We start from the raw sequence: 24,188 nt of genomic DNA, 5'->3' as shown, positions 1-24,188 counted from the left end.
ATCATCCCGCTAGCTCTTCGACTTGGCCGGCGTCTTCTTCCGCGTCGACGTCTTCGCCGCGGTCTTCGCGGTCGACTTGGCGGCCGTCTTCTTCTTCGTCACCGGCCCCTTCGCCCGCTTCTCCGCCAGCAGCTCGGCCGCCCGCTCGTCGCTGAGCCCCTCGACGCTGTCGGACTTGCGCAGCGACGCGTTGGTCTCACCGTCGGTCACGTACGGCCCGAACCGACCCTCCTTGACCACCATCGGCTTGCCGGACACCGGGTCCGCGCCCAGCTCCTTCAACGGCGGCGCGGCGGCGGCCCGGCCTCGCTTCTTCGGCTCCGCGTAGATCTTCAGCGCCTCGTCGAGGGTGACCGTGAACAGCTGGTCCTCGCTGGTCAGCGACCGCGAGTCGGTGCCCTTCTTCAGGTACGGCCCGTACCGGCCGTTCTGCGCGGTGATCTCGGCGCCGGTCTCCGGGTCCTTGCCCACCACGCGCGGCAGCGACAGCAGCTTCAGCGCGTCGTCCAGCGTCACCGTCTCCAGCGACATGGTCTTGAACAGCGACCCGGTGCGCGGCTTGGGCGCCTTCTTGCCGTCCGGCGCCTCCGGCAGGACCTCGGTCACGTACGGCCCGAAGCGACCTTCCTTGGCCACGATCTCGTGCCCGCTGACCGGGTCCACCCCGAGCGACCGGCCCTCCTGCGGGGTCGCGAACAGCTTCTCCGCGATCTCCCGGTTCAGCTCGTCGGGCGGCAGGTCGTCGGGCAGGTTCGCCCGCTGCGACGCCCCGTCGACCTCGCGCTCCAGGTACGGCCCGTACCGGCCGACGCGCACCACGACGGTGTTGCCGTCGCCGTCCACGAACAGCGGGATCGAGTTGACCTCGCGCGCGTCGATCTCCTCGACGCTCGACCCGACCAGCTTCTTCAGGCCGCCGGACCGGCCCACCGACGACTCGGGGCCGACGTTGCCGCCGAAGTAGAACCCGGACAGCCACGTCGTGCGCTCCTGGCGGCCGGCGGCGATGCCGTCCAGCTCGTCCTCCAGCGCGGCGGTGAAGTCGTAGTCCACCAGCCGGCCGAAGTGCCGCTCCAGCAGCCCGACCACGGCGAACGCCACCCAGGACGGGACCAGGGCGGAGCCCTTCTTCCACACGTAGCCGCGGTCCTGGATGGTGCTGATGATCGAGGCGTACGTGGACGGCCGCCCGATGCCCAGCTCCTCCATCGTCTTGATCAGGCTCGCTTCGGTGAACCGCGGCGGCGGGGACGTGGAGTGCCCGTCCGCGGACAGCTCGGCGGCGGTCAGCGCCTGGTCCTTGACCAGCTGCGGCAGCCGCGACTCGGCGTCGTCGGACTCGCCGCCCGCCTCGGCGTCCACCGTCTCGACGTAGGCCTTCAGGAAGCCCGCGAAGGTGATGGTGCGGCCGGACGCGGCGAAGGTGACCTCTTCCCCGCTCGCGGCCCGGCCGGTGATGCGGATGCTGGTCGTGTTGCCGCGCGCGTCGGCCATCTGGGAGGCGATCGTGCGCTGCCAGATCAGCTCGTAGAGCTTGAACTCGTCGGAGTCCAGCTCGCGGGCGACCTGGCCGGGCGTGCGGAAGACCTCGCCGGCCGGTCGGATGGCCTCGTGCGCCTCCTGGGCGTTCTTGACCTTCCGGTTGTACTGGCGGGGTTCCTTGGAGACGTACTGGCTGCCGTACAGCTCCGTGGCCTGCGCGCGGGCGGCGGCGATGGCCGTCTCCGACAGCGTGGTGCTGTCGGTGCGCATGTAGGTGATGTAGCCGTTCTCGTACAGCTTCTGCGCCGTGCGCATGGTGCGGTCGGCGGAGAACCGCAGCTTGCGGCCCGCTTCCTGCTGCAACGTCGAGGTCATGAACGGCGCGTACGGCTTGCGCGTGTACGGCTTCTCCTCGACGGAGGCGACCGTCATCCGGGCGTTGACCAGGCCGTCCGCGATGGACCGGGCCTGCGCCTCGTCCAGCACGCGGACCTCGGCGCCGTCCTTGAGGCGGCCGTCGGGGCCGAAGTCGCGGCCGGTGGCGAGGCGGACGCCCTCCACGGCGACCATGCGCGCGCCGAACGTGCGCGGGGTGGCGTCCGCGCCGGCGTCCATGACGGCCGACACGTCCCAGTAGGAAGCGGTGACGAACTTCATCCGCTCCCGCTCCCGCTCGACCACGATCCGGGTCGCCACGGACTGCACGCGGCCCGCCGACAGCTTCGGCATGACCTTCTTCCACAGCACGGGGCTGACCTCGTAGCCGTAGAGGCGGTCCAGGATGCGGCGGGTCTCCTGGGCGTCGACCAGGTCCTGGTCCAGGTCGCGGGGGTTCGCGGCGGCGGCGCGGATGGCGGGCTCGGTGATCTCGTGGAACACCATCCGCCGGACCGGGACCTTCGGCTTCAGGGTGTCCAGCAGGTGCCACGCGATGGCCTCGCCCTCGCGGTCGCCGTCTGTCGCGAGGTAGAGCTCGTCGACGTCCTTGAGCAGCTCCTTCAGCTCGGCGACGGTCGACTTCTTGTCCGGCGTCACGACGTAGAGGGGCTCGAAGTCGTGGTCGACGTCCACGCCGAGCCGCGCCCACGGCTGGCCCTTGTACTTCGCCGGCACGTCGGCCGCGCCGCGGGGCAGGTCGCGGATGTGTCCCTTGGATGACTCCACGACGAAGCCGTTGCCGAGGTAGGACGCGATCTTGCGCGCCTTGGCGGGCGACTCGACGATCACCAACCGCCGATTGCCGCCTGCCGAGTCCCCGTTGGTCTTCCTCGCCCGTGTCGATCCAGCCACGCCGTCCCGCTCTCTCCGAACACTGTGTCCCGACCCGCCAGTGTGCACTGTCCTGTGTCGCCGCCGGGGCAGCCCTGGTCGGGACAGGGTGACACAACTGTGCCCGATCGCTCGGCAGGAGGACCGCTACGCGGCGGGCCACGTCCGTTCGCCGACCCCGCGCGGGGCGCGGCCGACCAGCTCCGCGAGGCGCTCCAACCGCCGCCTGCCGACGACCCGGAGCGCCGGACCGCCGGACTTGAGCAGTGTGGCCGGCAGCCCCGAGGACGCCAACGCCTTTTGCAGCGGTTCGTGCGTGTCGGGGGCGCACGGGTCCAGCCCCAGCACGTACCCGGACTCGGCCCAACGGCCCGACGCGAGCGCCCACATCCGGAGTACCCCGCCGTGCGGGGTGAAATCCGGCGGGACGAGTTTCGCGTCACCCTCGCCCCACTGCGCGGCCAGCCCGGTGAGGTCGGTCCGGAACGGCGTGGCGACCTCCCACACGTCCGGCGGCGGCTCCTCCTCGACCGGTTCGGACTCGTCCGTCACTTCGGCCGCTTCGGGGTCCGCGGGCTCCGGCTCGACCACCGGCGGCGGCACGAGGGCCACCCGCGCCTGCACCCCCCGCTCGGCCAGGGCCGCCACCAGCGCGGACCCCCGCCACCGCTCGTCCAGCGGCACGGCGATCCGGGCGGCCCGTCCCCGCGCGAACCCCACGGCCCGGCCGGGCCCGCAGAGCAGGCCGGCCAGGTCCGCGACACAGGGGTGCCGCGCCTCGGCCGAGAAGAAGGACAGTTGCCCCACGGCCCCGCAGCGTAGAACACACGTTCGAGGCGCGCCTAGCCCCGACCGGGCGATCTTAAGGTGGAATAACGCCTCAGCCGCCGAGGCCCTTGAGCTTCTCGGCCATCTCGACGCACTCCGGCGCCTTCTGGAACGCCTGGCTCAGCTCCGGGTCGTTGCGCAGCTTGTCGACCTGCGCCTGGAGCTTGCTCACGTCCGCCTGCTCCGAGCCGAGCTGCTCCAGCTTGGTCGCGAACTCGGGGTCGTTCGGGTCGAGCTTGGCCAGCTCGACCCCCGCCGCCTGGAGCTCCTTGCCCGATTCGGTGAACGACTTCACGACCTCGTCGTGCGCCGCCTTGGTGCTCGCCGTCGGCGCGCCCAGGCCCTCCAGCTCCTTCGCCGCGTCGGACAGCGCCTTGCCGCCCTTCTCGGCGTAGGCCATCAGCGCGGCCTTCTGCGCGGCCGGGTCGGACTGGCCGCTGAGCAGGGTCTTCAGCAGCTCCACGATGGCCTCGGCGGTGGGCGTGATGCCCTTGCAGAACGTGCCGGTCCACTTCACCGGGTCCGCGGTCGCCGCGGCGGTCGTGGTCGTGGTCCGGGGCGCGGTCGAGGAGCCGCTCGACCCGGAACCGGAGCACGCGCCGGTCACGAGAGCCGCGGCCAGCACACCGGCCACGGCGATGGTCTTCTTCACGAGGTTCCCCCGGAGTCGGCGATGGGACGGGCCGCAACCTACTCCCTCACGACGTCGGGGTGCTGCCCACCGACGGCCGCAGCGTGCGCAGGTCCTGGCACGAGGTGGCCTGTTCCGCCGCTTCCCGCAGCTCCGGCGTGGCCTCCAGCGCCTTCAGCGGCTCCACGAACTGGTCCAGCCGCGCGATGGCGTCACCGGCCGCCTGGAGCCCGCCCACGGGGTCGTTGGCGTCCGCCGCGTCCACGGCGGCCTTCGCGTCGGTGAACGACTTGCCGATCCCGGCGAACGTCTCGGCCATCTTGGCCACCTGCTCGTCCCCACCCGCGACGGGTGACGGGCCGACCTCCTTCAACTGGGTGGCCGTCTTGTTGAACGCGTCCGCGAGCTGCCCCATGTAGGCGCTCATGTCGGCCTTCAGCTTGGCGGGGTCGTTCGCGTCGAGCTTGGGCGGCGTCTTCTCCACCGCGGCGAACGACGAGGAGGCGGTGCACACCTTGTCCATCCAGGCGACGGCGTCCGCGGAGGGCGACGACGTGCCCGTGGCCTCGGGCGAGCCGCCGTTCGAGGAGCACCCCGCGGCCAGCAGGGCGGCAGCGGTCACCACGGCCAGGCGGAACCTCATCACGTCCACTTCCTCTCGACACCGGCAGGTCCAGTGTGCCCACGCAACCACACCTCCACACGCCGAAGCGGGCGCCCCCGTCCGGGGACGCCCGCTTCTCCAGCGAACCGTCAGGCCGCGCCGTTGGCCACGGTGGCCTCGGCGGGCGACTCGGCGATGGCCGTGCCGCGCCGCTTCGACACCACGACCGCCGCCACGATGATCACGGCGGCCACGATGGCGATGGCGTACCGGACGCCCGCCGACGCGGCCTCGCCCACCGAGAAGGTGACGATGGCCGGCGCGATCAGCACCGAAACCAGGTTCATCACCTTGATCAGCGGGTTGATGGCCGGGCCGGCGGTGTCCTTGAACGGGTCGCCGACCGTGTCGCCGATGACGGTGGCCGCGTGGGCGTCGGAGCCCTTGCCGCCGTGGTTGCCGTCCTCGACCAGCTTCTTCGCGTTGTCCCAGGCGCCACCGGAGTTGGCCAGGAAGATCGCCATCAGGGTGCCGGTCGCGATGGCGCCCGCCAGGTAGCCGGCCAGCGGGCCGACACCGAGGCCGAAGCCGACCGCGATCGGGGCCAGGACCGCCAGCAGGCCCGGCGTGGCCAGCTCGCGCAGCGAGTCCTTGGTGCAGATGTCGACGACCTTGCCGTACTCGGGCTTGACCGAGCCGTCCATGATGCCCGGGTTGTCGCGGAACTGGCGGCGCACCTCGAACACGATCGCGCCCGCCGCCCGCGTCACCGCGTTGACCGCGAGACCGGAGAACATGAACACCACGGCCGCGCCGATCGCGATGCCGACCAGCACGTTCGGCGAGAACACCAGGTTGGTGAAGGACACCGGCAGGTCCTCGGCGGCGACCTTGACCTCCGCCAGGGCCTGCGCGATGGCGTCCCGGTAGGAGCCGAACAGCGCGGTCGCCGCCAGCACGGCGGTGGCGATCGCGATGCCCTTGGTGATGGCCTTGGTGGTGTTGCCCACCGCGTCCAGCTCGGTGAGGATCTGCGCGCCCTCGCCGTCCACGTCGCCGGACATCTCGGCGATGCCCTGCGCGTTGTCCGAGACCGGGCCGAAGGTGTCCATGGCGACGATGACGCCGACCGTGGTCAGCAGGCCGCAGCCGGCCAGGGCCACCGCGAACAGCGCCACGACCACCGAACCGGACAGCAGGAACGCGCCGTACACCGCGCCGCCGATGACCAGCGCCGTGTAGACCGCCGACTCGAAGCCGACCGAGATGCCGGACAGGATCACGGTGGCCGCGCCGGTCAGCGAGGTCTTGCCGACGTCCTTGACCGGCTTGTGCTCGGTGCCGGTGAAGTAGCCGGTCAGCCACAGGATGACGCCCGCCAGGACGATGCCGATGATCACCGCGATGGCCGCGATCAGCGCCGGGTTGCCCGAGGTGGACTTGATCGCGTCGGACACGCCGTCCAGCTCGCCGAACGAGCTGGGCAGGTAGACGAACGCCGCCACCGTGCACAGGACGGCCGAGATGACCGCCGAGATGTAGAACGAGCGGTTGATCGCCGTCAGGCCGTTCTCACCGGCGCGGGCGCTGGTGATGTAGACGCCGATGACCGCCGTGAGCACACCGATCGCCGGGACGATCAGCGGGAACAGCAGACCCTGCGCGCCGAACGCCGCGGTGCCCAGGATCAGCGATGCGACCAGGGTGACCGCGTAGGACTCGAACAGGTCGGCCGCCATGCCGGCGCAGTCGCCCACGTTGTCGCCGACGTTGTCCGCGATGGTCGCCGCGTTGCGCGGGTCGTCCTCGGGGATGTTCTGCTCCACCTTGCCGACGAGGTCCGCGCCGACGTCCGCCGCCTTGGTGAAGATGCCGCCGCCGACCCGCATGAACATCGCGAGCAGCGCCGCGCCGAAGCCGAAGCCCTCCAGCACCTTCGGGGCTTGGCCGGTGTAGACGAGCACCACCAGCGCCGCGCCGAACAGGCCGAGGCCGACGGTGAACATGCCGACCACGCCGCCGGTGCGGAAGGCGATGCGCATGGCCTTCTCGCGGCCACCCGTCTCCTTCGCCGCCGCCGCCACGCGCACGTTCGCGCGGGTGGACAGCCACATGCCGAGGTAGCCGATCACGGCGGAGAACGCCGCGCCCACGATGAAGAACAGCGACCTGCCGATGCGTTCCCCGGTGTCCTCGGCGGGGAGCAGGAACAGCAGTGCGAACACGATCACGACGAAGATGCCGAGCGTGCGGAACTGCCGGTTGAGGTAAGCCGCTGCGCCCTCTTGAACCGCCTTGGCGATGTCCTGCATCTTCGCGGTGCCCTGGCCCGCGGCCAGCACCTCCCGAAGAAGCAGGTAACCAATGGCTAGGGCAGCCAGGGCGACCACGGCGACCACGGCGACTAGGCCCTGGTCACCTCCGGAGAGCTCAAGGCCCTCCGCGAGGAATTGCCGGGACATCCGTCCTCCTGGTGAGTGTTCCAAGCCCAACGGCGGGAAGCACCGCGTTGCGCCGGCACCGGCGCCACCGCGAGGTGTCGGCACCGTCACAACGTGACGCATCCCTCATTGGATGCGATAGCGGCGGAGTCTATTCATAGCGCGCAAGCTTCTGACACCGCGTCCCGATCCGTGCACACACCGTTATCGGCGCAGGAAGCAACCGTGATGTCGGTGGGGTGTGCGAAGCTGCGCCTCGTGGCGAACCAGGCACGTCGACTGCTGGACCGGGTCCTCGCCGGGGTTCCGGCCGGCGAATCGCCCCTCACGCACACCGCCGACCTGGCCCGGAGGCCCGCGGACACCGTTCCCTGGCCGTCTTGGGCCGCTCCGGATGTGGTAAAGGCGCTGGTGGAGCGCGGGGTCGTGGAACCGTGGCGGCACCAGGCCGAGGCGGCCTCGCTGGCGTGGGGCGGTTCCCACGTCGTGCTCGCGACGGGGACGGCTTCGGGGAAGTCGCTGGCATACCAATTGCCCGTGTTGACGGCCGTTCACAACGACCCGAAGGCAACAGCTCTGTACCTGTCCCCCACGAAGGCTTTGGGTGCGGACCAACTCCGGTCGGTGGAGGCGTTGGGCGTCGAGGGGGTGCGGGCGGCGTCGTTCGACGGGGACACGCCGATGGCGGAACGCGACTGGGTTCGGGCGCACGCCAATTGGGTGTTCACCAACCCCGACATGCTGCACCGGGGCGTGTTGCCGAACCACTCGCGGTGGATGCGGTTCTTCCGGAAGCTTTCCTACGTCGTGGTGGACGAATGTCACTCGTACCGGGGAGTTTTCGGCTCGCACGTGGCGCTGCTGCTGCGCCGGTTGCGGAGGGTGGCGCAGCGGTACGGCGCGGACCCGGTGTTCATCCTGGCGTCGGCCACGGTGGCCGACCCGGCCACTTCGGCTTCCCGCCTGGCCGGGGTTCGGTGCGCGGCGGTGACGGAGGACGGGTCGCCGCGGGCGGCGCGGACGGTGGCGCTGTGGGAACCGCCGTTGCTGGAGGAGTTGGAGGGTGAGAACGGCGCGCCGGTGCGGCGGTCGGCGGGCGCGGAGACGGCGCGGATCCTGGCGGACCTGGTGGTCGAGGGCGCGCGGTCGTTGGCGTTCGTGCGGTCGCGGATCGGGGCGGAGCTGACGGCGATCGGGGCGCGGCGGCAGTTGGCGGAGGTGGATCCGGAGCTGTCGGAGCGGGTGGCGGCCTATCGCGGCGGCTACCTGCCGGAGGAGCGCCGGGCCCTGGAGCGGGCGCTGTCGTCGGGCGAGCTGCTCGGGGTCGCGTCGACCAACGCGCTGGAGCTCGGCGTGGACATCGTCGGCCTGGACGCCGTGGTGGTGGCCGGGTTCCCGGGGACGTTGGCGTCGTTCTGGCAGCAGGCGGGGCGGGCCGGGCGGACCGGTGACACCGACGCGTTGGTGGTGTTCGTGGCGCGCGACGACCCGTTGGACACCTACCTGGTGCACAACCCGGCGGCCGTGTTGGAGAAGCCCGTCGAGGCGACCGTGCTGGACCCGACCAACCCGTACGTGCTGGAGCCGCACCTGGCGTGCGCGGCGGCGGAGCTGCCGTTGACGCCCGACGCGCTGGAGCCGTTCGGCGGGGAGGCGGCGGTGGCGGTGCTGGACGACATGGTCGCCCGAAAGGTGCTGCGACGTCGGCCGAACGGGTGGTACTGGACGTCCCACGACCGGCCGCACGCGGACGTCGACATCCGGGGGTCGGGCGGCGAGCAGGTGGTGGTGGTCGAGGGCGAGACGGGCCGGATGCTCGGCACCGTGGACCCGGGCGCGGCGTGCTGGACGGTGCACGACGGGGCGGTGTACCTGCACCAGGGCGAGTCGTACGTGGTGGACCGGTTGGACCTGGAGAGCGGCATCGCGCTGGTCCACGCGGAGAAGCCGGAGTGGTCCACCACCGCTCGGGACACCAAGGACATCGCCGTCGTGCGGACGCTGGAGTCGAGGGCCTACGAGGGAGTCACGGTCAACCTGGGGGAGGTCGAGGTGACCTCGCAGGTGGTGGGCTACCTGCGGAAACTGCCGTCGGGCCAGGTGATCGACGCGGTGGCGCTGGACATGCCCACGCAGACGCTGCGGACGCGGGCGGTCTGGTACACGGTCGACGCGGAGCTGCTGGGTAGTGGGCCGGGGGGCGCCGGTCTGGAACCGGCGCGCGTCCCCGGCGCACTACACGCCGCCGAGCACGCGGCGATCGGCCTGCTACCCCTGTTCGCTACGTGCGACCGTTGGGACATCGGCGGCGTCTCGACCGCGCTGCACCAGGACACCGGGGAGGCGACGGTGTTCGTGCACGACGGTCATCCGGGCGGAGCCGGATTCGCCGACCGCGGTTTCGCCGCGGTGGTCCCGTGGTTGGCCGCTACGAGGGAGGCCATCGCTGCTTGCACGTGCCCGGCCGGATGCCCGTCCTGCGTGCAGTCGCCGAAGTGCGGGAACGGCAACGATCCGCTGGACAAGGCGGGCGGGTTGGCCGTGCTGGACGTCGTGCTCGGGGTCGTCGGGGCGAAAGCTCACGACGTCCGGCACGGCCGGGTCGAAGGGTCGTAGGGACTGCGGGCCGGTCGGGATGGATCGGCGGGCCCGGGTTCCGGTGGGCGGTGCCGTCGCGGCCCGGCTTCCGGCGAGCGGTGCCATCGCGGCCCGGCTCCGGTGGACGGTGGCGCTTCGGCCCGGCTCCGGCAGGCGGTGCCGTCGCGGGCCCCGCTGCCGACGAGTGGTGCCGTCGCCGCCCGCCCCGCCGGCCCGGTGTCAGGCCCGGTCGGCGGTGAGGAGGCCGAAGTCGGCGGGCGCGTGGACCGCCTCAATCAGCGCGTCCTGCACCACGCCCGGCTGCGGGAGCTGCCAGGCGCAGATCTGGGGCTTGACCCGCCAGTGCACGACGCCGTGCTGGAAGGGGGTCGGCGGCAGCGGCACGTACTCGCCGCGGCCGTAGTGGTGGACGTCGTGCTCGGCGACCCAGTCGGCGCGCAGCGCCTGGCCGGTCGTGACCAGGAACATCCAGCGGCCCGAGGGGGTGGCGACGATCGGCACCGGGACCCCGGTGGCCCGCAGCGCCACGGCGGCCCGCCGGCCGAGGTCCGCTCCGACCTCGATGGCGTCCACGCCGTGCCCGGTGGCCAGCAGGATGCTGTAGGAGCGACCGGCCCACCACGTGGCGACCTGCTCGGCCTTGGTGCCGATGCGCTCCTGCCAGTCGCGGTGCACCGGGACGGGGCCGTCCTGCTCGACGCCCTCGCGACCGGCCCACTGCGCACCCGCCGGATAGGTGCCCGGCAGCACAGGCCACCCGTGCCACGCGAGGTTGACCGCCTCCGCGCGCAGCTCGATGCGGAAGGCCCCGCGCCAGCTATCCGACCACTCCATCTTCCGTTCGCCTCCTTGGACCACGACACGATGTCGGGTGTTTTTCGACACCGTGTCGGTGCCGCCACTTGAACTAACGTCATGGCAGGCACTTCTGGTAACCCCCGGTCGACAACTGGTAGGTACGGAACGGCGAACGCCGTGCCGCCCACCGGCCGACAGAACGCTCACGTTCCCGATGCCCGGCACCCAATCCGCATTGGCGCGGTGTGTGAGTCCGCTCACCGCCGGAAGACGACCGTTCGTCGCGTCGGACGGCACGACGGGTTCGGCCGGACCAGCCCGAGCCCGTGCGCTGGGCGCACCGAGCCCCACCTCCGGACCGCTCACCACCACGGACACCTCGACCCCGCTCACCACGCACTCGACCAGCTCCACCCCCATCCGCTCGGCGACGAGCGCCGCCTTGCCGCAAGCCACGCCCTCCCCGTCGAGCACGTACCCGGCCGCTCCCACCGCGGCGAGATCAGCCGCCGCCACCACCCGGTGCCGGGCGACAACGATCCGCCCCACCTCGATCCCGATCACCACGGCCGAGAACACAACGCCGATCACCGCGACGGCGAACACCGTCACGCTCCCCCGATCACCCCGAACCAGCCCCCGAGCCACGCTTGCCCCCTCCTTCCCCCTCATCGGCCCCCTCCTCATCGGCCCCCTCCTCATCGGCCATTGGCACCGACACCCGGCTCGACCACGGCGAAGGCACTGGCCCGAACATCGACCAGCCGGCCAGCGGCCGACACCTCGACCGACGCCGTGTCCCCCTCCTTCCGCACGACGAGCACAGCCCCGGCAGGCGCGATGGCCCGCACCGCCGCCCCGGCCCGCCCGTCCTCGCCACGCGCGACCAGCCGGGCGGCTTCGCGAGCGGCATCGGTGCACCGGATCTGCGCGACGACCGCCATGACCGCCTCGACCCCGAGCACCAGCACGGCCACCAGCCCACACACAGCCAGCGCCGCCTCAACAGTCGCCGCCCCCCGATCGCCAACGGCCACCCCGCGGGGCTCGCCGAGGAGCGCCGCCTCTCGCTCGCCGAGGAGCGCCCCGCCCTGGCCGCCGACAGCCGCTCGCCGTCCGTCGGACGTCATGCGCCTGCCGTGAAGGCCTTCTGCAGCAACCCCTGCAGCAGGCCCATCACCCAGTCGCCCTTGAGGATGACCAGCAGCAGCGTCGCCAGCCCGGCGGCGGCGAGCGTGCCGATGGCGTACTCCGCGGTCGTCATTCCCCTGTCGTTCAGCAACATCTCGCACTCCTCTATCCACTGTAGACAGTCACCAGTTCGAACTCACCTGTCCCGCCAGGCCGATGACCACGGGCACGACGCCCAGGCACAGGAAGGCGGGCAGGAAGCACAGCGCCAGCGGGCCCGCCACCAGCACGGCGGCGCGCTGCGCCCGTGCCTCCGCGCGGTCGGCGGCACGGGCCCGGAGGTCCGCCGCCAAGTCGGCCACGGCACCCGCCAGCGCCGCGCCGGACCTGGCACTGCGCCGGGCCGCACGGGCCAGGGGCGCGGTGTCGGGGTGGGCCAGTGCGGGCGCCCACGCCGTCACCGGGTCGGCACCCAGGCGCAGCAGGTCGCCGACGGCGCGCAGGTGTTCAGCCGGTCCCGGCGGCACGCCGGGCAGCACCGCCTCGACCGCCGTCGCCACCGGCAGCCCGGACCGCAGGGCGGCGGCCAGGAGGTCCCAGGCCGTCGGCAGCGCGAACGGGTCCGGCGGCGGTCGCGTCGGTGCCCGCACCCGCCTGACCGGCGGTCTCAGTCGGGCGATCGGGCTCGGCCGACCCGGGTGCAGCAGCAGCGCGACGGCCAGCAGCAGGAACGTCATGCCGTCACCTCCCTGGTGAGGCGCGCGCTCCACCGCAGCCCGGCGCACACCAGCGCCACACCGAGCACCAGCAGCACCTGCCCCACACCGCTCCCGGCCAGGACGCCGAGGGGGTGCGACCCGGTCAGCTCGCCCAGCAGCACCCCGAGCACCGGCAACGCCGCCAACACCGCCGCGCTCGCCCGGGGCCCGGCCATCCGGGCGTGCACCTGCCGCACGAACGCCGCCCGCCGCCGGAGGTCGTCGCGCACGGCCTCCAGGACGTCGGCCAACGGCACCCCGTGGTCGCCGGACAACCGCCACGCCCGCGCGAGCTGCCGACCTTCGGTGTGCGCCAACGCCTTCTCGACGTCACCCCCGCGCTCGGCCGTGGCCGCGACGGTCGCGAACACCTCCGCCGCGGGCGGGTCCGCGTCCTCGGCCGCCCCGAGCGCCGCCCGCGCCGGGTCGGCCCCCGACCGCAACTCCGCCACGAACGCCGCCAACCCCTCGGCGACCGCCTGCTCGGCCTCCCGTCCCGCACGCTCCTTCCGCCGACCGACGTGCAAGTGCCACAACGTGAACGCCAACAGCGCCCCGGCGACGACGCCGCCGACACCCAGCGACAACCCGACCACCGCGCCGAACGCGACGACCACGGGCCCCTTCACCGCCCGCGACAGCCACCGACGAACCGACACCGGCGACCGGCCGGCGCGACGCAAGGCCCGAAGCCGGCGGCGGGCTGTGGCCGGTGGTGTCACCAGCAGCGCGAGGGCCAACAAGAGGAAGGTCATCGCGCCACCGCCTCCTTGAGCCGAACGCCCGCCGGGTGCCAGCCCTCGCCCAGCCGCCACGCCGGCCGGACCTCCAGCACGTCGTGCCCGCGCTCGAACACCGCGATCTCCGCCAACCGCCGCGCGCCGTCCGGGTCCCGCCGCATGTGCAGGACGACCTTCACCGCCGCCGCCACCTGGCTGTGCGTGGCCCGCCGGTCGAGCCCGCCCAGCGCCGCCAACGCCTCCAGCCGCGCGGGCACCTCGGCGGGCGTGTTCGCGTGCAGCGTCCCCGCGCCGCCGTCGTGGCCGGTGTTGAAGGCGGTGAGCAGGTCCACCACCTCGGAGCCCCGCACCTCGCCGACCACGATCCGGTCCGGCCGCATGCGCAGGGCCTGCCGCACCAGGTCCCGCACCGTGACCCGCCCCGCGCCCTCGACGTTCGCGCCACGCGCCAGCAGCCGCACGAACTGCGGGTGGTCCGGCTCCAGCTCACCGGCGTCCTCCACGCACACGATCCGCTGGTCGTGCGGCACGCACCCGAGCAGCGCGGCCAGCAACGTCGTCTTGCCCGACCCGGTGCCGCCGACCACCAGGAACGCCAGCCGCGCCCGCACCACCGCCCGCAACACCCCGGCCGTGGCCGCGTCGAACGTCCCGCGCCCGCACAACGCCGCCAGGTCGTGGCTCGCCGGCCGCAGCACCCGCAGCGACAGGCACGTCGAGGGCACGATCGGCGGCAGCACCGCGTGCAACCGCACCGCACCCGGCAACCAGCCGTCCACGTACGGCACGGCGTCGTCCAACCGCCGCCCGGCCGCCACCGCCAGCCGTTGCGCCAACCGCCGCACCGCGGTCTCGTCGGTGAACGCCACCTCCGTCCGCCGCAGCCCGCCGTCCCCGTCCACCCACACCTGGTCCGGCCCGGTGACCAGCACGTCGGTGGTCCCCGGGTCGCGCAGCAACGGCTCCAGGACCCCGGCCCCGACGAACTCGCGCCGCAGCACCGTCAACGCCCGCTGCACGTCCTCGTCGCCGACCACGCCCCCGGCCTCACCGCGCACGGCCGCGGCGACGGCCGCCGACGACAACTCCGCCCGCCCGTCGGCCAACCGCTGCCGGACGCGCTCCACGAGGTCGCTCATCACCCACCCCCGACCGGTGCGCGGTGATCAGGCCCGCGAACGTGCCTGTGCCGCAACGGAACCGACGCGTCGAGCGCCGCCAGGACCTCCCGCGCCGCCTTCGCCAGCGGCCCCCGTGTCCGCAGCGGGAACCGCCCGTGGTCCAGGGCCGTGGGCAGGCGCGGCTCGGCGCGCATGGCGGTGAGCAGCGGCACGCCCACCGCCTCCGCCACCTCCACCGGCCGGATGCCGCCCGGCCCCGGTGTGCGGACCACCGCGTGGAGGCCGACCCCGCGTTCGGCCACCTGGTCGGCGACCCGTCTGGCCGCCGCGCACGCGCGCACCTCCGCCGGGACCACCAGCACCGCCAGGTCGGCGCGGTCGAGCGCGGCGCACGCCGCGGGCGGGAGCTGCCGCGGCACGTCGCACACCACGCTCTCCCCGGCCCGCCGACCCGCCTCGACCACGGCCGCCACGGCCTGCGGCGCCGGGTCGGGGCCGTTGCGCGAGCACGACAAGAAGGACAGCGTGCCGCCGCCCCGGCTGACCCCGGGCAGGGCCGTGCGCAGAGCGGACGCGGGCACGCGCCCACCGCTCAACTCCACCTCCGGCCACCGCACACCGGACTCCGCCTCCGCGCCCAGCGCCAGGTCGAGCCCGCCGCCCAACGGGTCGCAGTCCACGAGCAACGCCCGCCGGCCCCGCAGCAACACCGCCTGCCCCACCGCCGTGGCCAGCACGGACGCTCCCGCACCGCCGCACCCGCCGAGCACGGCCAGCACGCGCCCGCCTTCGTGCGGCGCCTCCACCAGGTCGGCCAGCGCCGTGCGCAACCCGTCCGGCCCCGCCGACACGTCGATCACCCGCTCCACGCCCAGCTCGACCGCGCACGGCCAGTCGGCCGGGTCGGGCGGTCCCGTGGCGACCAGGAGGACTCCCGGCCGCCGCGGCAGGGCCTCGTCCACGCACGCTCGCGCGCCCTCCGGGTCCACGACGACGGCGGGCGCGGTGTGCCAGTGCCCGCGCAGCGCGGGCACGTCGACCACCCGCTCCACCTCGCACCCCGCCACGGCGGCGGCTTGCAGCACCTCGTCCAACAGGTCCGTCCCGGCCACCAGGGCCACCACTCGGCTCACAGCTCCTCCTCGGTCCGGCACGCGGGTCCGTGCGGGGTCCACGCTCCCGACCGGTGAGGAAGGCCACAACGACGACTGATCGATCTGTGGACAACTCAGGGCCTGTGGACAACTGGGAGGCCGCACGATTGCGGATTGGGCGGCGCGCGGCAGAGGGCACGGGCGGAGCCGGGGAGGAGGCCCGAAGCCGGGCGGAGGTACTTCGCGAGGGATCTTGGAACCGACCCCGGACATGGGACGACCCCCGCCAGGGGGGAGGGACGGGGGTCGTCAATGGTTCAGTCCCGGGGGGTCGGACTGAACCCGTCCGGTCGCGCCGGACCCGTCTACTGTATCCCCACGGGACAGGGTCATGCGTGTCTTCCGTTAGAGGGACACGAGAAATTCGGTAGACCGCACCACGTCAAGTTCGTAAAACGGCGAATGATGGTCGCCGGTCACCCGGCGGAACCCGCCCTTAAGCTGGTGCCGTGACCGAGCACGCCACCGAAGGCAGCCGAGTCGCCGCGTTCTTCGACCTGGACAAGACGGTCATCGCCAAGTCGAGCACGCTGGCGTTCAGCCGGCCCTTCTTCCAAGAGGGTCTGATCAACCGGCGTGCGGTGCTGAAGAGCGCCTACGCGCAGTTCGTGTTCATGCTGGCCGGCGCCGACGCCGACCAGATGGACCGGATGCGCTCGCACATCACCGCCCTGTGCGCGGGCTGGGACGTCGAGCAGGTTCGCTCGATCGTGGACGAGACGCTGCACGACATCGTCGATCCGTTGGTCTACAAGGAAGCCACCCAACTCATCACCGACCACAAGACCGAGGGCCACGACGTGGTCGTCGTCTCCGCGTCCGGCGAGGAACTGGTGGCGCCCATCTCCACGATGATCGGCGCGACGCACAGCGTGGGCACCCGGATGGTCGTGTCCGACGGCCGCTACTCCGGTGACGTCGATTTCTATTGCGCGGGCGAGAACAAGGCGGTCGCCGCCAAGCAGCTCGCGGAGGAGCACGACTACGACCTGACCCGCTGCTACGCGTACTCGGACTCGATCACCGACCTGCCGCTGCTGGAGGCCGTCGGCCACCCCACGGTGGTCAACCCGGACCGCGCGCTGCGCAAGGTCGCCGCCCAGCGCGGGTGGCCGGTCCTGACCTTCTCCGACCCCGTGTCGCTGCGCGCCCGCATCCCCCGGCCGTCGGGCACGGCGGTCGCGGTGACGGCCATCGGACTCGGCGCGGCGACGGCCGCCGGCGTGGCCTGGTACGGCCTGCGCCGGCGTCGGCGGAGCTGATTCACCCCCGGGTGCCCCGGTCAGCGGTACCGACCATGGCATCCGCTCCGAAAACGGTGTCACACAAGAAGATCCGCTACTTTCAGTGGCTTGACCGGTGCACCCCATCGAGCCCTTGATGTGGCGGCGAGACAGGATTACAAAGGAGATGCGGACCTCGGGTCGGCCAGGGACGGAGCGGAAGAGAAGCACCGTTCACCCCGACAGGGCTCCGTGCGCGGACTTCGAGCACCCACGCGCAGCACGCCGCGGGAGGCTTGTCGTCTAGGGCCTGCGTACCGGGACGCCGGACGCCGAGGCCAGGGTTGTACGACACGAGTTGCACGCTTGGTAACTCGAAAGCCCGCGCCGCCGGCCGTGGCCTCTCCTCCGGGAGGGGCCACGGCCTGTTTCTGCGCCAGGAACACCCGAAAGAGTGAGTCGCCGAACGCCGGTTTTGTCGGTGCCCCTCCGCATGATGGCCACGCAGCGCAACCCGTTGACCCGTCCCTGTGACGTGAGTAACTTTCCGCATGCGTCCACCTGTTGGTGGAAAGATTGCCAAGTGGGGAGGCCACCGTGCTCCGACCGCTCGCGCTCGCCGCCGCAGCCCTGGCGGCGGCGTCCCTCGTCGTGCCACCGGCGACCGCCGACCCGGTCCAGGCCCAGTCCGTCGGCGCGTTGCTGCGCGGGCTGACCCTGGAGCAGAAGGTGGGCCAGCTGTTCGTCACCCACTTGAACGGGCAGGCACCCGACGAGGCGCACCCGAACAACCGGAAGGACTTCGGCGTCGACACGCCGGCCGAGGTCGTGGCGAAGTACCAGCCCGGCGGCGTCGTCTACTTCAACAACTCCAGCCGCGACAACATCGACACACCGCGCCAGATCGCCCGCCTCTCCAACGGCCTCCAGCGCGCGAGCCGCATCCCGCTGGCCATCGCCACCGACCAGGAGATGGGCATCGTCACCCGCATCGGCGCGCCGGCCACCCAGTTCCCCGGCAACATGGCGCTCGGCGCGGGCCGCAGCACCGCCGACGCCGAACGGGCCGCCGCCATCACAGCGCGTGAGCTGCGCGCGATGGGCGTCAACCAGAACTTCGCGCCGGACGCCGACGTCAACTCCAACCCGGCCAACCCGGTCATCGGCGTCCGCTCCTACTCCGGCGACCCGGCGCTGGCCGCCGAGCTGACCGCCGCCCAGGTCCGCGGCTACCAGCAGCGGCACCTGACCCGGCACGGCGTCGCGGCCACGGCCAAGCACTTCCCCGGCCACGGCGACACCGACGAGGACAGCCACACCACGCTGCCGAAGGTGGACCGCACGGTCGAGCAGTGGCGGCGGCTGGACGCGCCGCCGTTCAAGGCCGCCGTCGAGGCGGGCATCGACTCGATCATGACCGCGCACATCAAGGTGCCCAGGATCGACCCGTCCGGTGAGCCGGCCACCCTGTCCAAGCCCGCGCTCGACCTCCTGCGCCGCGAGCTGGGCTACGACGGCGTGATCATCACCGACTCGCTGCAGATGGCGGGCGTGCGGCAACTGCACTCCGACGCGGAGATCCCGGTGCTGGCGCTCAAGGCGGGCGTGGACCAACTGCTCATGCCGATGGACCTGGGCGTCGCCGTGGAGAGCGTGCTCGCGGCCGTGCGCAGCGGCGAGCTGACCGAGCAGCGCATCGACCAGAGCGTCCTGCGGATCCTGCGCATGAAGTTCCTGCGGGGGATGCTCACCGGCCCGCTCGTGGACGAGGACAAGGTGGACACGGCCGTCGGCACACCGGAGCACCTCGCCGCCGCGCGGGCGATCACCGAACGCACCGTCACCGCGGTGCGCAACCGCGACCTGCCGCTGGCCGCCAAGCCGGCATCCGCGCTGGTCACCGGCTGGGGCGAGACCACCACCCGCACCCTCGCGGGCCTGCTCGGCGGCACCGCCCTGCCCACCGGCAGCACGCCCACCGAGGCCCAGATCGCCGCCGCCGTCCAGGCCGCGGGCGGCGCCGACCTCGTGGTGGTGCTGACCAACGCCCTGTCCCGGCAGCCCGCGCAGCAAGCCCTGTTGACCAGGTTGCTGGCCACCGGCAAGACCGTGGTGGCGGTGGCCGTGCAGAACCCGTACGACGTGGCCCACACGGCCGCGCCGAACTGGCTGGCCACCTACTCCTACAGCGCGGTGTCGATGGCGGCGCTGGTCCGCGTGATCACCGGCGAGGTGCGGCCCGCGGGCACGCTGCCGGTGGCCGTCCCCGGCCCGACCCCGTACCCGTTCGGCCACGGATTGAGCTGGTGAGGGCGATGCGACGCAGACAACTGCTGATCGGGGGCGCGCTGGCCGTCCCCGTGCTGGCCACCTCCGCGCCCGCGCACGCGGACCGCAAGCTCGCCACCGGCGCGGAACTCGCGGCCGAGGACGGGTGGCGGGTCCTCGCGGGCCGGAAGGTCGGCGTGGTCACCAACCCGACCGGCGTCCTGCGGGACCAGACCCACGTCGTGGACTCGATGGTCGCCGCCGGGCACCGGCCGGCCGCCGCGTTCGGCCCGGAGCACGGGTTCCGCGGCACCGCGCAGGCCGGCGGGTCGGAGGGCGACTTCCTGGACCCGCGCACGGGCGTGCCGGTGTACGACGCGTACGGCGCGGGCGCCGGCAAGCTCGCGGGGATGTTCGCCAAGGCGGGCGTGGACACCGTGGTGTTCGACATCGCCGACGTGGGCGCGCGGTTCTACACCTACATCTGGACGATGTTCACGGCGATGCAGGCCGCGGCGGCGACCGGCGCGGAGTTCCTGGTGCTGGACCGGCCGAACCCGGTCGGCGGGTGGGCGCGCGGGCCGCAGCTGGACCCGGCGTACGCGACGGGCGTGGGCAGGAAACCGATCGTGCAGCAGCACGGGATGACGGTCGGTGAGCTGGCCGCGCTGTTCAACGGCGAGTTCCTGCCGGCAGAGGGCGGGAAGGTCGCCCTGCGGACCGTGTGGGCGAAGGGGTGGAAGCGGGACTCGCTGGACACCGGGCTGCCGTGGGTGCCGCCGAGCCCGAACATGCCGACCCGCGACACCGCGCTGGTCTACCCCGGCACGTGCCTGTTCGAGGGGACGGTGCTGTCCGAGGGGCGCGGCACCACCCGCCCGTTCGAGACGGTGGGCGCGCCCGGCATCGACTGGCGGTGGGCGGAGGACCTCAACGCGCTGGGCCTGCCCGGGGTGCGGTTCCGGGAGGCGCACTTCACGCCCACGTTCAACAAGTTCGTGGGCAAGGCGTGCGGCGGGGTGGCGCTGCACGTGACGGCGCCGCGGGAGTTCGACGCGATCCGGGCGGCGGTCGCCATGATCGTCACCGCGCGGGCCCGCTACCCGCAGGTGTTCGCGTGGCGTCCGGACTTCTGGATCGACAAGCTCACCGGCTCGGACCGCCTGCGCCGCATGGTCGACGCGGGCGCGGGCACCGACGAGGTGGTCGGCGCGTGGGCCGACGAGCTGGCCGCCTTCACCCGCCTCCGCCGCCAGTACCTCCACTACCGGTGAGGGGACCGACGATGCGCACCCTGCTGACGACCCTGCTGGCCACGGCCCTCGCCGTCACCGCCGCGACACCCGCCCACGCCGAACCCGCCCCGCCCACCGACGACCAGGTCGAGGCGCAGGGCCTGGCCGGCCGGTTCGACCTGCCCCGGCGCGGATGGGCGAACGACGTGCTGCGTTCGGGTACACCGGAGCGTGTGGGACTCGACCCGGCCGCCATCGGCGCCGCCCTGGACCAGGTGCGGCGGTACACCGTGCCGGACGCGAGCGGGCACCCGCTGTTCTCCGGCGCGGTGACCCTGCTGGTGCACGACGGCGTGGTGGCGACCCACGAGACCGCCGGGTGGGCGGTCCGGTACGCCGACGCGACGGGCACGGAGCTGCCCGAGGCGGACCGCGTGCCGATGACCCCGGACACGATCTTCGACCTCGCCTCGATCTCGAAGCTGTTCACGTCGATCGTGGTCATGCGGCTCCAGGAGCGGGACCTGCTCGACCTCGACGCGCCGGTGGCCCGCTACCTGCCGGAGTTCGGGGTCAACGGCAAGGACGCCATCACGGTCCGACAGCTGCTCACCCACACCTCCGGCCTGGAGCCGTGGCTGCCGCTGTGGTCGCGCTACCCGGACGTCGCCACCCGCATCAAGGCCGTGATGGACGTGGCCCCGAAGAACAAGCCGGGCACCGTCTACACGTACTCCGACCTGAACCTGATCACCCTCGGCGTGCTCAGCGAAAGGTTGAGCGGCAAGAAGCTCGACGTCCTGGTGCGCGAGGGCATCACCGGCCCGCTCCAGCTCGACGACACCGGCTACAACCCGCCGGCCGCGAAGCTCGACCGGATCGCCGCCACCGAGTTCCAGACCGGGCGCGGGCTGGTGCGGGGCGTGGTGCACGACGAGAACGCGTGGTCGCTCGGCGGTGTCGCGGGGCACGCCGGCGTCTTCTCCACCGCCCGCGACCTGGCGACACTCGGTCAGGCGATCCTCAACGGCGGCCGGTACGGGCACGCGCGCATCCTCCAGCCCGACACGGTCCGGCTGATGCTCACCGACTTCAACCAGGGCTTCCCGGGCAACGCGCACGGTTTGGGCTTCGAGCTGGACCAGCGCTGGTACATGGGCGCGCTGACCTCGCCGAAGACAGCCGGTCACACCGGGTTCACCGGCACCAGCCTGGTGCTGGACCCGCTGTCGAACTCGATCGCGGTCCTGCTGACCAACCGCGTCCACCCGACCCGGACGTGGGGCTCGATCAACCCCGCCCGCCGGGCCGTCGCCAACGGTCTCGCCCAGGCGCTGGCCGTCCGACCGCGGCGCGGTCCGACGAGCTGGACACCCACCACGGCCGGCGGCACGCTCACGACACCGGACCTCCGGACATCGGGTGGGCGGCACACCGTGTCGTTCAGTGCCTTTGTCGACTTGGATCCCACGGACAAGGTCGTCCTGGAGTCCAGTAACGACGGGTCCACGTGGAGCGACTTGAAGACACTGACGGGGTACGGCGACCGTCGCTGGCAGCGCGTGGAGCTCGAAACGGAACCGGCCAAGCTCTACCGGTGGCGTTACGTGCGCGGCGCGGGCTACGGCGGGCGCGGCGCGTACGTCGACGCCGTCTGGATCGCGGACGACCACGGGGTGCTGGTGGACGGTGAACGGGACGGGCTGCGCGCGGACGGGTGGCGTTCGGCCAACCGCTAGTGGGCTTTCGGCGCAATCGCGACGTCCACCGGGTGGCATTCCGTCACGGTTGGGGTGACGGGGTGCCACCCTCCGTTGATTTTCCGTTGGACGGTTAGTAAGTTTCCCACGTGTCCACCGAAAGCACCGACGCCAGTCCCCTCGTCCGGATCCGGTCACTGCTTCCCGGTCTCGCCCGCGCGGAGCAGCGGGTGGCGAAGGTCGTGCTGGACAACCCGGCCACCGTCGCCCACCGCAGCATCACCGAGGTCGCCGAGGCGGCGGGCACCAGCGAGACCACGGTGACCCGCTTCTGCAAGGCCATCGGCGTGGGCGGTTACCCGGAGCTGCGCATCGCGCTGGCCGCCGACACCGCGCGCACCGCCGCCCGCACCGACCGGGACCTCGGCGGCGACATCGGCCCCGGTGACGACCTGCGCCAGGTCGTCGGCAAGGTCGCGTTCGCCGACGCCCGCGCGGTCGAGGAGACCGCCGAGCAGCTCAACGTCGAGACCCTCCAGGCGGTCGTCGAGGCGGTCGCCGGCGCGCGCCGGGTGGACGTCTACGGGTTCGGGGCCAGCGCGTTCGTCGCGTTCGACCTGCAGCAGAAGCTGCACCGCATCGGCCGCACGTGCTTCGCGTGGAACGACACCCACATCGCGCTCACCTCGGCGGCGGTGTTGAGCCCGGACGACGTCGCGGTCGGCATCTCGCACACCGGGTCCACCGCGGAGACCGTCGAGGCGCTGCGGGTCGCCAAGGAGCACGGCGCGACGACGGTGGCGCTGACGAACTTCCCGCGCTCGCCGATCAGCGAGGTCGCCGACCACGTCCTGACCACCGCCGCCCGCGAGACCACGTTCCGCTCGGGCGCGATGGCCAGCCGGATCGCGCAGCTCACGGTCATCGACTGCCTGTTCATCGGCGTCGCCCAGAAGCACGTGGACACCGCCAAGACGGCGTTGGAGGCGACCTACGACGCGGTGTCGGGACACCGCCTCGGCGCCCGACCGGACGGCAGGCGCCGTCGGGAGACCGGTAAATGACGCCGCCCCGGCAGGGGGTCGCGGTCCGGGTCGAGTCGCCGACGGAGGCCCGCAACCCGCGGACGATGGAGATCGACCGGCTCTCGACGCTGGACGTGCTGCGGCTGATCAACGCCGAGGACCACCGGGTGCCGGACGCGGTCGAGGCCGTGCTGCCGGAGCTGGCCCAGGCCGCCGACCTGGCGGTGAACGCCCTGCGCTCGGGCCACCGCGTGCACTACGTGGGCGCCGGCACGTCCGGCCGGTTGGCGACGCTGGACGCGGCCGAGATCGTGCCGACGTTCAACGCGCCGCCGGACTGGTTCGTCGCCCACCACGCGGGCGGCCCGGAAGCGCTGGTCAAGGCCGTGGAGGACGTCGAGGACCAGGCCGCGGGCGGCGCCGCGCAGATCCGTCGGCACGCGGTCGCCGGCGACGTCGTGCTGGGCGTGACCGCCTCCGGCCGGACCCCGTTCGTGGTGGCCGCGCTGAACGAGGCCCGCACGCTGGGCGCGCGCACGGTCCTGGTCTCGAACAACCCGAGCGCGCCGCGGGTGGACGTGGACGTGCTGATCACCGTGGACACGGGTCCGGAGGCGATCGCCGGCTCGACGCGGATGAAGGCGGGCACGTCGCAGAAGCTGGTGCTCACGTCGTTCTCGACGGCGGTGATGGTCCGGCTCGGGCGCACGTACTCGAACCTGATGGTGTCGATGCGGGCGACCAACGCGAAGCTGCGCGGGCGGACGGTCCGCATCCTGCGCGAGGCGACCGGGCTGGCGGAGAACGAGTGCACGACGGCGCTGGCGGACGCGGGCGGTGACCTGAAGGTGGCGCTGGTGCACCTGCTGTCGGGCGTGCCGATCGCCCAGGCCGCGGAGGCGCTGGAGAAGGCGCAGGGCTACGTGCGGCAGGCCCTGACCTCGCTCACCGCGCGCTAGGCCGCGGCCTCCGGCCCCCGCTTCCATCGTCCCACGGACCACCGACAAGATCGGCCGGCGAACGCACGGGCGGCGGCCGAGCCAGGCAGGAGTGGAGCGGGCGGCGACTGGGGCGTAGGCCGAGCGGCGCTGGGCGGACGGCGGGCGGCGCGAGCGCGGTGGCGGGCGGCGCGAGCGCGGTGGCGGGCGGCGCGAACGCGGTGGCGGGCGGCGCGGGCGCGGT

At 72.8% G+C, this 24,188-nt stretch carries 19 protein-coding genes; 7 read left to right on the top strand and 12 right to left on the bottom strand.

The window, feature by feature from the left end:
- Positions 1–9 precede the first annotated feature (9 nt).
- The 5 genes from topA to AB0A74_RS22495 all read right to left on the bottom strand — a co-directional run bounded on the left by topA (position 10) and on the right by AB0A74_RS22495 (position 7,276).
- Positions 10–2,772: a type I DNA topoisomerase gene (gene topA / locus AB0A74_RS22515; protein ID WP_358252184.1), complete on the bottom strand. Its 2,763-nt coding sequence runs from the start codon at positions 2,770–2,772 to the stop codon at positions 10–12.
- Positions 2,773–2,898: 126 nt separating this feature from the next.
- A complete protein-coding gene (locus AB0A74_RS22510; protein ID WP_358252183.1) occupies positions 2,899–3,558 on the bottom strand; it encodes a hypothetical protein in 660 nt (219 codons plus the stop codon).
- Between the two features lie 73 nt (positions 3,559–3,631).
- Positions 3,632–4,231 carry a hypothetical protein gene (locus AB0A74_RS22505; protein WP_358252181.1) on the bottom strand — a complete coding sequence of 200 codons (600 nt, stop codon included), beginning with the start codon at positions 4,229–4,231 and terminating at the stop codon, positions 3,632–3,634.
- 46 nt (positions 4,232–4,277) lie between these two features.
- On the bottom strand, positions 4,278–4,853 hold the full coding sequence (locus AB0A74_RS22500) for a hypothetical protein (protein WP_358252250.1): 576 nt from the start codon (positions 4,851–4,853) through the stop codon (positions 4,278–4,280).
- Positions 4,854–4,963: 110 nt separating this feature from the next.
- A complete protein-coding gene (locus AB0A74_RS22495) occupies positions 4,964–7,276 on the bottom strand; it encodes a sodium-translocating pyrophosphatase (RefSeq protein WP_358252179.1) in 2,313 nt (770 codons plus the stop codon).
- Between the two features lie 207 nt (positions 7,277–7,483).
- Here AB0A74_RS22495 and AB0A74_RS22490 point away from each other — a divergent pair, with 207 nt between their 5' ends.
- Positions 7,484–9,871, top strand: coding sequence for a DEAD/DEAH box helicase (locus AB0A74_RS22490; protein WP_358252248.1), 2,388 nt, complete (start codon positions 7,484–7,486; stop codon positions 9,869–9,871).
- A 201-nt stretch (positions 9,872–10,072) separates the two neighbouring features.
- Here the strand turns inward: AB0A74_RS22490 and AB0A74_RS22485 are convergent, their stop codons facing one another.
- The 7 genes from AB0A74_RS22485 to ssd form a co-directional block, all read right to left on the bottom strand.
- Complete coding sequence (locus AB0A74_RS22485) at positions 10,073–11,263, bottom strand: Rv3654c family TadE-like protein (protein WP_358252177.1); 1,191 nt, start codon at positions 11,261–11,263, stop codon at positions 10,073–10,075.
- An 86-nt stretch (positions 11,264–11,349) separates the two neighbouring features.
- Complete coding sequence (locus AB0A74_RS22480; RefSeq protein WP_358252175.1) at positions 11,350–11,781, bottom strand: TadE family protein; 432 nt, start codon at positions 11,779–11,781, stop codon at positions 11,350–11,352.
- The gene (locus AB0A74_RS22475; RefSeq protein ID WP_358252173.1) at positions 11,778–11,936 is read right to left on the bottom strand and encodes a DUF4244 domain-containing protein; all 159 of its coding nucleotides are present in this window, start codon (positions 11,934–11,936) and stop codon (positions 11,778–11,780) included. Before AB0A74_RS22475 ends, AB0A74_RS22480 begins: the two co-directional genes overlap by 4 nt.
- A gap of 28 nt (positions 11,937–11,964) precedes the next feature.
- Positions 11,965–12,519, bottom strand: a complete 555-nt coding sequence (locus tag AB0A74_RS22470) for a type II secretion system F family protein (RefSeq protein WP_358252171.1) — start codon at positions 12,517–12,519, stop codon at positions 11,965–11,967.
- Entirely contained in the window at positions 12,516–13,295 is a 780-nt protein-coding gene (locus AB0A74_RS22465; RefSeq protein WP_358252169.1) for a type II secretion system F family protein, read from the bottom strand. Before AB0A74_RS22465 ends, AB0A74_RS22470 begins: the two co-directional genes overlap by 4 nt.
- Complete coding sequence (locus tag AB0A74_RS22460; RefSeq protein WP_358252167.1) at positions 13,292–14,422, bottom strand: TadA family conjugal transfer-associated ATPase; 1,131 nt, start codon at positions 14,420–14,422, stop codon at positions 13,292–13,294. The genes AB0A74_RS22465 and AB0A74_RS22460 overlap by 4 nt, the downstream gene beginning before the upstream one ends.
- Entirely contained in the window at positions 14,419–15,534 is a 1,116-nt protein-coding gene (gene ssd / locus AB0A74_RS22455; RefSeq protein ID WP_358252165.1) for a septum site-determining protein Ssd, read from the bottom strand. Before ssd ends, AB0A74_RS22460 begins: the two co-directional genes overlap by 4 nt.
- A 470-nt stretch (positions 15,535–16,004) precedes the next feature.
- Here ssd and AB0A74_RS22450 point away from each other — a divergent pair, with 470 nt between their 5' ends.
- The 6 genes from AB0A74_RS22450 to murQ all read left to right on the top strand — a co-directional run bounded on the left by AB0A74_RS22450 (position 16,005) and on the right by murQ (position 23,965).
- The gene (locus tag AB0A74_RS22450; RefSeq protein WP_343935593.1) at positions 16,005–16,817 is read left to right on the top strand and encodes an HAD-IB family hydrolase; all 813 of its coding nucleotides are present in this window, start codon (positions 16,005–16,007) and stop codon (positions 16,815–16,817) included.
- Between the two features lie 558 nt (positions 16,818–17,375).
- On the top strand, positions 17,376–19,088 hold the full coding sequence (locus tag AB0A74_RS22445; protein ID WP_358252163.1) for a glycoside hydrolase family 3 N-terminal domain-containing protein: 1,713 nt from the start codon (positions 17,376–17,378) through the stop codon (positions 19,086–19,088).
- 5 nt (positions 19,089–19,093) lie between these two features.
- A complete protein-coding gene (locus tag AB0A74_RS22440; RefSeq protein WP_358252161.1) occupies positions 19,094–20,320 on the top strand; it encodes a DUF1343 domain-containing protein in 1,227 nt (408 codons plus the stop codon).
- A gap of 11 nt (positions 20,321–20,331) precedes the next feature.
- On the top strand, positions 20,332–22,020 hold the full coding sequence (locus tag AB0A74_RS22435; protein WP_358252159.1) for a serine hydrolase domain-containing protein: 1,689 nt from the start codon (positions 20,332–20,334) through the stop codon (positions 22,018–22,020).
- A 110-nt stretch (positions 22,021–22,130) separates the two neighbouring features.
- Positions 22,131–23,045: a MurR/RpiR family transcriptional regulator gene (locus tag AB0A74_RS22430; RefSeq protein WP_343935597.1), complete on the top strand. Its 915-nt coding sequence runs from the start codon at positions 22,131–22,133 to the stop codon at positions 23,043–23,045.
- On the top strand, positions 23,042–23,965 hold the full coding sequence (murQ, locus tag AB0A74_RS22425) for an N-acetylmuramic acid 6-phosphate etherase (RefSeq protein WP_358252157.1): 924 nt from the start codon (positions 23,042–23,044) through the stop codon (positions 23,963–23,965). The genes AB0A74_RS22430 and murQ overlap by 4 nt, the downstream gene beginning before the upstream one ends.
- Positions 23,966–24,188: the final 223 nt, after the last annotated feature.

It is taken from the genome of Saccharothrix sp. NPDC042600 (genome assembly GCF_040647305.1).
Taxonomy (GTDB): Bacteria; Actinomycetota; Actinomycetes; order Mycobacteriales; family Pseudonocardiaceae; genus Actinosynnema; species Actinosynnema mutabilis.
The sequence above is the reverse complement of the archived record's forward strand: the minus strand, read 5'-3'. Positions and strand labels throughout refer to the sequence as shown.